Source organism: Bizionia sp. M204, assembly GCF_023205095.1.
Lineage (GTDB): Bacteria > Bacteroidota > Bacteroidia > Flavobacteriales > Flavobacteriaceae > Algorimicrobium > Algorimicrobium hallyeonense.
This window is the reverse complement of sequence record NZ_CP046242.1, coordinates 2,501,929-2,514,516: the sequence shown is the minus strand read 5'-3', so window position 1 is coordinate 2,514,516 and position 12,588 is coordinate 2,501,929. Positions and strand designations below refer to the sequence as shown.

6 protein-coding genes are annotated in these 12,588 nt (G+C 36.4%); all 6 read left to right on the top strand.

Going from position 1 to position 12,588, the window contains the following annotated elements; translation table 11 throughout:
• The first annotated feature begins 129 nt into the window (after window positions 1-129).
• The 6 genes from GMA17_RS11705 to GMA17_RS11680 all read left to right on the top strand — a co-directional run bounded on the left by GMA17_RS11705 (window position 130) and on the right by GMA17_RS11680 (window position 12,370).
• Window positions 130-891 carry an exodeoxyribonuclease III gene (locus tag GMA17_RS11705; protein ID WP_248396381.1) on the top strand — a complete coding sequence of 254 codons (762 nt, stop codon included), beginning with the start codon at window positions 130-132 and terminating at the stop codon, window positions 889-891.
• Window positions 892-913: 22 nt separating this feature from the next.
• On the top strand, window positions 914-1,873 hold the full coding sequence (locus tag GMA17_RS11700) for an OmpA family protein (protein WP_248396378.1): 960 nt from the start codon (window positions 914-916) through the stop codon (window positions 1,871-1,873).
• A 131-nt stretch (window positions 1,874-2,004) separates the two neighbouring features.
• A complete protein-coding gene (locus GMA17_RS11695; RefSeq protein ID WP_248396376.1) occupies window positions 2,005-3,042 on the top strand; it encodes an aldo/keto reductase in 1,038 nt (345 codons plus the stop codon).
• 272 nt (window positions 3,043-3,314) lie between these two features.
• The gene (locus GMA17_RS11690; RefSeq protein WP_248396374.1) at window positions 3,315-9,515 is read left to right on the top strand and encodes a gliding motility-associated C-terminal domain-containing protein; all 6,201 of its coding nucleotides are present in this window, start codon (window positions 3,315-3,317) and stop codon (window positions 9,513-9,515) included.
• Window positions 9,516-9,538: 23 nt separating this feature from the next.
• Entirely contained in the window at window positions 9,539-10,453 is a 915-nt protein-coding gene (locus GMA17_RS11685) for a type IX secretion system membrane protein PorP/SprF (RefSeq protein ID WP_248396372.1), read from the top strand.
• Window positions 10,454-10,471: 18 nt separating this feature from the next.
• Window positions 10,472-12,370, top strand: coding sequence for an OmpA family protein (locus tag GMA17_RS11680; protein ID WP_248396370.1), 1,899 nt, complete (start codon window positions 10,472-10,474; stop codon window positions 12,368-12,370).
• Window positions 12,371-12,588 lie beyond the last annotated feature (218 nt).

The following is a 12,588-nucleotide window of genomic DNA, read 5'->3' as shown; positions in this document are numbered from 1 at the left end:
TTTTGTTAAATCGGCATTAAATTAATAGTGTAAAAGTAACGCATTATTTATTTTAGCTGAAATTAATTCGGCATGCCTTTAAAAGCATCGATAAATGCGCAGTTTTAGCGCTAAAAAAAAGTGGGATTCATGAAGATTATTTCATACAATGTAAACGGTATTCGCGCCGCATTAAATAAAGGATTTATTGATTGGTTAGTTGTTGCAGATCCAGATGTTATCTGTTTACAAGAAATTAAAGCCAATAAAGAACAATTAAACTTGGAGCTTTTTGAAGAAGCTGGTTATACCTATCACTATTGGTTTTCGGCTCAAAAAAAAGGGTATAGTGGCGTAGCTATATTAAGTAAAACCGAACCAAACCATGTGGAATATGGAACAGGAATAGAATCCATGGATTTTGAAGGTCGGAATATTCGAGCTGATTTTAATGGTGTTTCCGTGATGAGTTTGTATTTGCCATCTGGAACTAATGACGCACGTTTACAGCATAAGTTTGATTATATGGATATGTTTCATTACTACATTGATAATTTAAGGAAAGAAATTCCAAACCTTGTTATATGTGGCGATTATAATATCTGTCATGAAGAAATTGATATTCATAATCCAAAAATGAAAGGTGTATCGGGATTTTTACCAGAAGAACGCGAATGGTTGGGGAATTTTATAGACAACGGGTTTATAGATTCATTCAGATATTTACATCCTGAAAAACAGGTGTTTAGTTGGTGGAGTTATCGTGCCAATTCCAGAGCAAACAACAAAGGTTGGCGTTTGGATTATGCTATGGTTTCAGAACCCTTACAAGAAAAGATAAAAAGAGCCGTTATCCTTACGGATGCCGTTCATAGTGATCACTGTCCAATTTTATTAGAATTAGAAAAATAATCCCAAATTTAAAAATTACCATATGAAACATTATTTAATAGCATCGGTTCTTTTGCTTGCCTTATCAACAGCATGTGTGTCTCCAAAAGTATATAAAGATTTAGAAAGTAAATACAATACACTTAAAAAGCAGAATAGTAAATTATCTGCGGATAATAACGATTTGACGTCGGCAAAGAACAAAGCGTTGAATGAATTGGAAACACTTCAAAAAAAATATAATGAAACCGTTGCGCAACGCGATAAACTGCAACAAGATTACGATGGATTAAAATCTAAATTTGATGTTTTGAAATCATCTTATGACGCTCTGGAAACAAATAGTTCTGCTTCTATTGCTGAAAACTCTAAAAAAAATCGTGAATTATTAGCAAGATTGGAAGCTAAAGAACAAGCTTTAGCTGCTGAAAATGCACGTTTAGAAAAGTTGAAAAAAGAATTAGGAGAACGCTCAAGTCGTGTTGCAGAATTAGAAGGCATGATAGCTGCTAAAGACGCCAATATGAAACGTTTAAAAGATGCTATTTCTAGTGCCTTAACGGATTTTGAAGGCAAAGGTTTAACCGTTGAGCAACGCGGTGGTAAAGTGTATGTGTCCATGGAAAACAAATTATTATTTCAATCTGGAAGTTGGGCCGTTGGAACACAGGGGAAACAAGCTGTAAACCAATTGGGTTCTGTATTGGCAGATAATCCGGAAATTGCCATTTTAATTGAAGGTCATACGGATAATGTGCCGTATAGTGGAAATGGTCAGTTAAGTGGCAACTGGGATTTATCAACCAAACGTGCAACGGCTATTGTAAATATATTACGTGAAAATGCTACTATAAATCCAGAGAATTTAACGGCTGCTGGCCGAGGTGAATATGCGCCAATAGCAAGTAATGAAACAGCAGAAGGTAAAGCTAAAAACAGACGTATTGAAGTGATTCTAACACCTAAATTGGATGAAATTTCTAAATTATTGAATGATATATAATCAATTTCTGCGTATACAGGAATCTCTAAAATAAGAAAGCCTTAATAAGCATTTAAATTTTTAAAAGGTTTTTTATAGACAAATAAATTAAGTTTAATTAAAAAGGACTCCTGTTTTCACAGGAACTAAAGATGAAATACACAACCTTACCACAAACCGATATAAAAGTTAGTAAACTCTGTTTAGGTACTATGACTTGGGGAAATCAAAATACCCAAGCCGAAGGACATGAGCAAATGGATTATGCGGTGGATCAGGGAATTAATTTTTTTGATACAGCCGAACTATATCCAGTTCCTGCGGAACAAAGCACCTATGCCGAAACTGAACGTATCATTGGGAATTGGTTTCAAAAAACGGGAAATCGGGATAAGATTGTATTAGCTTCTAAAATTGCTGGCCCTGGCGATTATACAGCACATATTAGAACCAATGGATTTAGCCCAGAAGCTTTAGTAGATGGTGTTAATCAGAGTTTAAAGCGCTTACAAACAGATTATATAGATTTATACCAATTGCATTGGCCAGAACGCCAAACTAATACATTTGGGATTCGAGATTACAAGCACCATTTAGAAGACCAGTGGCAAGATAATTTTAATGAAATCTTACACACGCTTCAAGGTCTTATTAAATCTGGAAAAATAAGACATGTTGGAATTTCGAATGAAAAAGCTTGGGGAACCATGCGTTTTTTAGAAGAATCTAAAAAACATAATTTACCAAGAATGATTACCATCCAAAATGCCTATTCCTTGTTAAACCGTGTTTTTGAAGGTGATATGGCAGAAATAGCGATTCGTGAGAATATAGGTTTATTAGCTTATTCCCCCATGGCATTTGGCGTGTTATCAGGGAAATATATTAAAAATCAAGCTGCTGATAATGCACGCTTAAAGCTTTTTTCAAGGTTTGCGCGCTACAGTAGTAACCAAGCAACCGAAGCAACCAAGCACTATTTAAAGATAGCGGAAGATAATCGCATAAGTTTAGCGCAAATGTCTTTGGCATTTGTAACACAACAACCTTTTATAACCAGTAATATTATTGGCGCTACCAATATGGATCAACTAAAAGAGAATATTGATAGTATTAACATGGAATTAAACGACAGCTTGTTAGCTTCTATTCAAGCTGTTCATGAAATATTTCCAAATCCAGCGCCTTAAATTTTTAGAAAGCTGTTAAATTATCGATGAACTGCAGCTTTTCGTTAAAGTATTTTTCAATTCACCGATAAAATAAGTATTTAATCTATTAACCTTATGTTAAATATTTCTTGCCATAGTTTTTTTATAATTTTAGAAATTATATTATGAAATGATCAACACTATAAATTAGTTGACATAGTCTGTTTTTCCCCTCAAAACTGGAACTATTAAGAGTATGTTTTTAATTTGTAAGTTGATAATCAATTGATTAACTAACTTAGATTTAAACAATGAAAAAAATTACCCTTTCAATTCTTTTTGGAATCATATCCTTTTGTGGGTTTTCCCAAATTGGATTAGTTGAAAATTTCGATGCAGGTCTTACATTACCTCCAGGATGGACCGGTAGTGGTTACTCTGGAGCTGTATTCCAACCATGTAGTGTTGTTTCCTTAAGAGCCAATTTGAGTCCAGAAAACTTAACAGATGATTTAATATCACCTAATATAGTTGGTCAATCAAATGGTACAGATTTAACAGTAGCTTTTGATTATAAAATTGTTGATTGGTCAGCCGCTGTCGATCCTACTAACCCTGGTTGGGGAGAGCTCAATGTGGAATACTCCACAAATAATGGAGCTACATGGGTCAATATGGGTACCATAGATGATTCTAACCATCAGGCAGCAAATACCTGTGCTAATATAAGTTTTGTTCTACCGGCCGCAAATGTGCCTACAGGTTCTGATATCAAATTAAGATTTGAAAATACTTATTTTTCTGGAAATTATTATTTCTATATAGATAATGTTACTGCATCACAAGTGGTTGTAGATCCACCATCGTGTTCTAATTTAATTTCGCCAACTAATGGTGCAACAGGAGTTCCAATAACAGCCGATTTAAGTTGGCAACCTGCTACAGGTATTCCTTCTGGTTATACCCTAGCGGTGGGAACTACGCCAGGCGGAGATGATGTCGTGACGTCTCAAGGCGTTGGTCTTTCAACTTCTTTTGCTTTACCAGATTTAGAATACTCAACAACTTATTATGTAACGATTACGCCTTTTAATGCTAATGGTGACGCAACAGGTTGTGCAGTACAATCTTTTACAACAGGAGCAGATCCAAATGCACCGGTAGATTGTGGTTCGGGAATTCCAATTAATACGGTTTTCTGTTATACAAATAACGATACAACGACATTTAGTTTTGTAAGTAGTGATGGTTCGCCTTTAGTGGTGATTTTTAATTCTGGTAGTACAGAAAACAACTGGGATGAACTAATAGTTTTAGATTCTGACGGTGTTACAAATTTAAACGCAGCTACTCCTTACGGAAACGGAGGGAATTTAGCCGGTTTGATATTTACATCAACAGGCGATACGATTACAATAGGAGTAACTTCAGATGGTTCCGGAATTAGCTGTACCAACAATCCTTGGGATTTTGATGTAGCCTGTGTTGATACATCATCTATACCAAATTGTAACGCTACGTTAACAGCACCAATAAATGGGGAAGTTGGCGTTAATGAAAATGTGGATTTAACCTGGAGTCCTGCAACCATTTTTGTTACGGGTTATACCGTAACTATGGGAACTACACCTGGGGGAACGGATATTGCAGATAATGTGGATGTAGGTCCTGTTTTAACATACGATCCAGGAACCTTGGATTATGATCAAACATATTATGTAACCATTACGCCTTATAATGATAATGGACCTGCGGTAAACTGTAATGAGGAAAGTTTTACAGTGCGTCCAGATCCAAATCAGATTATTGATTGTGCAGCAAATCAAATTTTAAACACGGTTTTCTGTTACGAAAATGGGAATAATGCGTTTCAGGAAATTTTTAGTTTCCAAAGTTCAGACGGAAGTCCTTTAAACATGTTCTTTAATTCAGGAACTATTGAATCTTGCTGTGATAATATTAGAATACAAGACGGGAATGGAACTGTTATTTTTGAAGGCAATAATGGAGGCGATTTAGCTGGATTATCTATTGTTTCTATAACAGATAGATTAGTAATGTTCTACGAAGCTGATGGTTCTGTTAGTTGTGCAAGTGGATCTAGAACACCATGGGATTTTGATGTGTCTTGTGTCGATACTACAGTTGTTCCAAATTGTAACGCTGAACTGACTGCTCCATTAAACGGCGCGGTTGGTGTAGATGAGAATGCCGATTTAACTTGGAGTCCAGCAAGTGTTTTTGTTACGGGTTATATTATTAATATGGGTACTACACCAGGCGGAACAGATGTTTTAGATGGCGTTGATGTAGGAAATGTTTTAACCTTTGACCCTGGAACATTAACGTATGAAACGACTTATTATGTAACCATAATTCCTTACAATGATAATGGAAACGCAACAGGTTGTACAGAGGAAAGCTTTACCGTTAAAAACGATCCTTTCCAAATTGTAGACTGTGAGAATGCCGAAATAATTAATACAGTTTTCTGTTATGAAAATGGTAATAACACGTTTATAGAGTTATATAGTTTCCAAAGTTCAAATGGAAACCCTTTAAATATGTTCTTTAACTCTGGAACTATTGAATCTTGTTGTGATAATATTAGAATAGAAGAAGCCGATGGAACGGTCATTTTTGAAGGTAATAATGGAGGTGATTTAGCAGGGTTATCAATAAACTCTACAGGAGACTCATTAGTAATGTTCTATGAATCTGATGGTTCTGTAAGTTGTGAAAGTGGCTCTAGAACACCATGGGATTTTGATGTGTCATGTATTGATACAACAGCCGTTCCTAATTGTAATGCTGTATTATTAGCACCTGCAAATGCATCTGTTGATGTAGATGAAAATGCAGATTTAACATGGAGTCAAGCTTCTATTATCGTTACAGGTTATTTCTTATCGATTGGCACAACTCCAGGAGGCACTGATATCCTTGATAGTTTTGATGTTGGTAACGTTTTAACATACGATCCAGGAACGTTAACTTATGATACAACTTTTTATGTAACTATTACACCCTATAATGATAATGGTTCGGCAGCAGATTGTACTGAATATAGTTTTACAACAAGACCAGATCCAAACCAAATTGTAGATTGTGAATCTGGCGTGCCTTTAAATACAACATATTGCTACACGGCAAATGATACAACCGAATTCAATTATGCAAGTTCAACAGGTTTTCCGTTAGTATTAGAATTTAACGCAGGTCAGGTTGAGAATACTTGGGATGAATTAATTGTTTTAGATTCGGATGGTACAGAACTTTATAATGGATATGGTAACGCAGGTAATTTAGCAGGTTTAACCTTTACAACCTCTGGACCTACCTTAACCGTAATCATTCAATCAGATGGTTCCGGAAGTTGTTCAACTAGTGGTTATACACCTTGGGATTTTGATGTGTATTGCCAAACATGTTTACCACAAACGGTACGTTTTGATGTGGTGAATGGTGATTGTATAACAGATCCTAATAACCCTGTTTTTGAAGTAGAAGTAGATATTACAGATTTAGGAGATGCAACGAGCTTAACACTAACTGATAATCAGGGTAGTGCTCCAGTTGTGGTTACAGAAACAGGAATTTTAAACTTTGGTCCATATACAGCTGGTACAAATGTAGTTGTTACAGTTGCTAATACAAACGATCCTAACTGTACAGTTATAAGTAACCCATTAGCGTTTATATGTCCACCACCACCAAATCCGTGCTCTATTGTTTTTGCCGGTGATGATACGGGTGTAGATTGTAATACGCCAGAAGTTACACTATCAGGAAACTTCCATTTATATGGTCAAGACACGAATAATTATGAAATAAACGCTATTGATACCTGTCCAACACCTCCAGTGGATGGCGCAACACCAACAAGTATAAACGTTGATGATACATGGTCTGACGTTTTAGAACTTGGATTTGATTTCTGTTTCTATGGTGGTGTTTATGACCAGGTAATTATTGGCTCTAATGGTGTTATTAGTTTTGAGGTAGAGAATGCAGGTGGATTTAATGGATGGGCACTTGGTGCTGGAGATACTTTGCCAAATGCTACAAACGCAACGATTACAGAAGCAAATATTTTCGGCGTAGGTCATGATATAGACCCTTCGGTTTGTGGTAGTATAGATTATGTAGTCTTAGGTTCTGCACCTTATAGACAGTTTGTTGTAAACTATAATGCTGTTTGTCATTTTGGTAGCCAATGTAATTCAAACACCTCTACATCTCAAATCATACTTCACGAATCATCAAATAATATTGATATTCATGTATTAAGCAAGCCAACTTGTACGTCTTGGAACGGTGGTAGAGCTGTTATTGGATTGCAAAATGTTGATGATACCGCTGCTACAACACCTCCAGGTAGAAATACGGGTGTTTGGACAGTGACGCAAGAAGAATCTTGGAGGTTTTCACCGTCAGGAGTTCCAAATTACGCATTACAATGGGTAGACCCTGCAGGAAATGTAATTGGGACAGAAGACACCGTAACAGTGTCTCCAACTCAAAATTCAACTTATACCTTTGAAGTAACATATGATTTATGTACGGGTGGTCAAGCTACTGTTGTAGATGAAGTTGAGGTTACTTACACCAACCTTTCTACAGCTGATGGAACATTTGAAATGGATTTAGACTGTACGGGAGCAACTGCTACTATTCTTGGAGATACAGGTGGAACATTTGCTTTCAACCCAGAACCTACGGATGGCGCTATTATTGACCCAACAACCGGAGAGATTACTAATGGTACCTCTGGAACAACTTATAATGTACAATATACAGTAGGAGAGGCTGGTTGTCCGGCTATTGTTACGGAAATTATAACATTGCCAGCGGCAGGAGATCCTTCCTTCACATTAACCGCAACATGTGACGGTGCTATTACTACAATTGATGGTGATAGCGGAGGTACGTTTGTTTTTAATCCAGAACCTGCAGATGGCGCAACAATAGACAGTACAACAGGTGAAATTTCTAACGGTGTTAGTGGTAATACCTATACTGTTGAATATACTATTTCTGGAACCTGTCCTGTTACGAGAACAGAAACTGTAACCGTATTATTACCAAGCGACCCATCTTTTACGCTTTCAGCAGATTGCGTAAGTGCAACAGCAACTGTAACGGGAGATACTGGAGGTGTATTCACATTCAATCCAGTGCCAACCGATGGTGCAACCATTGATTCCGCTTCTGGTGAAATTACGAATGTTGTAGCAGGTGCAAGTTACACGGTAGAATACACAACAGTAGGCGACTGCCCAGAGACAGCAACGCAAACAATAAGTATTCCGTTAATAGCAGATGCAGCATTTGAAATGACAACATCGTGTACAGGTGCAACAGCCAATGTAACTGGTGATTCAGGTGGTGTATTCACATTTAATCCAGTACCAACGGATGGTGCGGTATTAGACATGAATACCGGTGAAATTACAAATGGTGTTCCTGGATCTTCTTATACCATAGAGTATACAGTAGGTGATGTTAGTTGTGAAGCAACAACTTCAGAAACAATAACCTTGCCAACGGTTGGTGATGCATCCTTTACCTTAACTGCTAATTGTGATGGAGCCGTAGCAACTATAGATGGTGACGCAGGAGGAACATTTACCTTCGACCCAGTACCAACGGATGGTGCAACTATAAATGCAACCACAGGAGAAATCTCGAATGGTACCGGTGGTACTACGTATACAGTAGTATATTCAACGTCTGGAGTTTGTGCAGAAACAGAAACACAAACAGTAACAGTGCTGCCAGGAGGTGATGCTTCATTTACAATGACAGTAAATTGTGATGGTGCTACCGCTGTTCTAACAGGTGATACAGGAGGAACATTTACATTTAATCCTTTACCAACAGATGGAGCAACTATAGACCCAGGTTCAGGTGAGATTATGAATGTAGTATCAGGAAGTAGTTATACGGTTGAATATACCACGGTAGGTACTTGTCCAACAACGGCATCGGAAACAATAACCATTCCGGCAGAAGAAGACGCTTCATTTAGCGTGGTTGCAATATCATGCGAAGGAGCAACTATAAGTATTTTAGGAGATACGGGAGGTACATTTACTTTTAACCCGATTCCAAACGATGGTGCAACCATAAATGTAACAACGGGAGAAGTCCAAAATGCTGAAACAAACACGTCGTATACAATTGCGTATACTACAACTGGACCTTGTCCCGTATCATCTGAAGTAACATTTATTACAGATGAATGTTTGGTGCAGGTTATTCCGCAGGTTATCACACCAAATGATGATGGCGTAAACGATACGTTTGATCTAAGTGGTTATGATGTGAGTAGTTTAGAAATATTCAACCGTCATGGTGTTAAAGTATTTAGCCATAAAAATGGAATTTATACAGACCAGTTTAGAGGAGTTGCCGATAACGGTGATGAATTACCGGTAGGAACTTATTATTATATCATGAAATATCAAAATGGTAAAGTGAAATCATCATGGGTATATATCAACAAGTAAACGAACGCAACCAAAATTTAATAATGAAAAAACTATATATAATTTTCGTATTCTTATTGTCAGCATCCTTTATGCATGCACAACAAGACCCGCAGTACACGCAGTATATGTATAATATGAACGTGATAAACCCAGCTTATGCCGGTTCCTTTGAAGGAATTGCTATTGGTGCTCTTTACAGAAGCCAATGGGTTGGGTTAGAAGGTTCGCCTAATACTGGAACACTCTCTATTAGTGCGCCAGTTGGAAAGCGCGTAGGTCTCGGTTTATCCTTTATTAATGATGAAATTGGACCAGTTAGAGAAAATAACGTCTATGCTGATTTCTCATATACCTTACCATTAGGAGGTGATAACAAATTAGCCTTTGGTGTTAAAGCAGGTGCAACCTTTCACAAAGTTGGATTGGTGGATTTGGACGTCATAGATATGAATGATCCCTTCCTTCAAGAAGATGTGGATGGCGCCACACCAAACGTGGGTGCCGGTGTTTATTTCTACAAACCAAACAAATATTATGTGTCGGTTTCTATGCCAAATATGCTTAACTCCGTGCATTTAGATGCTACAAACGGTGTTAAAGTTGGATCTGAAACACAACACTTATTTGCTGGAGCAGGGTATGTATTTAATTTATCTGATAATTTCGCATTAAAACCTCACGGTATGATGAAAATGGCGTTTGATGCGCCTATCAGTTTTGATGTAAATGCAAACCTTTTCATGTTTAATATTGTGGAAATTGGAGCAGGATATCGTTTAGAGGATTCTTTTACGGGAATGATTAACTTTATGGTATCTCCTAATTTAAGAATTGGTTATGCTTATGATAGTGTGCAATCAGATTTAAGTTATGCAACATCATCATCACATGAGATATTTATTAACTTCGATTTCAGTTTCACCAAAAAAGTATCGCGTTCACCACGTTATTTCTAATCACTTAAGCTAAACATAATGAAAAACATTAAAATATTTATAGCACTTATAGTCATGAGTAGTTTAAGTGCGACTGCTCAAAATAAAGCTACGGAATCTGCTGATAAGCATTTTGCTAAATTCGAGTTTGTTCAAGCTATTGCAGGTTACAATAAACTGGTTGAAAACGGCGAAGGAGACACCTATGTCTATTCACAATTAGGAGAAGCTAATTATAATATTTTCAATACAGTTGAAGCGGAACGCTGGTATGCCAAAGCTTTAGAATCATCAGATAATGCTGAAATGGTTTACAAATACGCTCAAATGCTTAAAGCAAATGAAAAGTACCAAGAAGCCAATGCACAAATGGCGCGTTTTGCTCAATTAAAACCAAGAGATGACCGTGCAAAAGCGTTTAAAGCAAATCCTGATTATTTACCATTAATATTGGAAAAAGCAAAAGAGTATACTATTCAAAATTTAGAAATTAATACTGAAAATTCAGATTTTGGAGGCGCAGTTTATAATAGTCAATTGTATTTTACAACAGCTAGAAATAATGCTAGACGTAACTACGGATGGAATGACCAACCATTTTTAGATGTTTACGTTTCAAATATTCTTACAGATGGTACATATCAAGAAGCTGACCCCGTAAAAGGAGATATTAATACAAAATACCATGAAGGGACTGTAACATTTAGTCCGGATGGAAATACCATGTATTTTGCGCGTGAGAGTTTCTTTGAAGGCGAATATGAAAAAGATTCAATCTCTAATACAAAATTCAGTGTTCTACATATATACAAAGCAAATAGAGATGGTGATAAATGGCGAAATGTTGAGTCGCTTTCTTTAAATAATTCTAGCTACAATGTAAATAGTCCTGCTTTAAGTGCAGATGGCAAAACGTTATATTTCCAATCAGATATGCCAGGAGGTCTTGGATTATTTGACCTGTACAAAGCACCAGTAAATGAAGACGGTACAGTTGGAGAACCAGTAAATTTAGGAGACAAAGTAAATACAGAAGGAAACGAAAAATTCCCATTTTCAAGTTCTAACGGAACATTATACTTCTCTTCAGATGGTCACTTAGGACTAGGTGGTTTAGACGTATTTTATATGTCAGAAGCGGGTGAAGCTGTAAACGTAGGTGTTCCCGTAAACAGTAATGTAGATGACTTTGCGTTCACTGTAAACGAGGAAACAGGAGAAGGCTTTGTGTCTTCTAATCGTTCTGGAGGAAAAGGTGGCGATGATATATATGCAATAAAACGCCTAGTACCATGTAATGTAAATGTAATTACAACCGTAGTAGATAATGATACTAGTAATCCTTTAGCGGGCGTTTCTGTTAAAATTAGAGATGCTGCAGGACGTGTGGTTTCAACGCAAACATCAGATGCTAATGGTAAAGTAGAATACACTGTTTCTTGCGATAAAACTTTGGAAATTGCCGGTGTATTAGAAGGCTATGAAAGTAATACAATTAGCTTTGCAGGGAGTAAGGATAAGGAAGCGTTATTGCTCCTTAATTTAAATCCTATTGATAAAATTATTGTGCTAGATCGTGTTGTATTGAATCCAATATTATTCGATTTTGATAAATCTAATATTACACAACAAGGGGCATTTGAATTGGATAAATTAGTATCTGTTATGAAGAAATATCCAAATATGATTATTTTGGCAGAATCTCACACAGATAATAGAGGTCCAGCTTCATACAATGAAAGATTATCAGACAGACGTGCTAAATCTACCGTCCAATATGTAATCTCTAAAGGTATAGATGCTTCCAGAATTTCTGGAGTAGGAAAAGGTGAAAATGAGCCTAAAGTAGATTGTAAATCTAATTGTACAGAAGCAGAACATCAAACAAATAGACGTTCAGAGTTTATTATAGTAAGTGGAAATCCTTCTGAAGAATAAGGCAAACTAATTATTAGTTATAAAAAAAAGCCTTGCTATTAATTTAGCAAGGCTTTTTATTTTCTTCGTGTTTAATGTCAATTTTTTGCATTTTACTATAGATTATAAAAGGGTCTTTAATTAAAGCGTAAAACTGAAATTTAGCTTCCTATAGTCCGTAATGCAACTAGTAAATATGCAACCATCATCTGGTATTAAAATTCATACGAAAAGCTTTT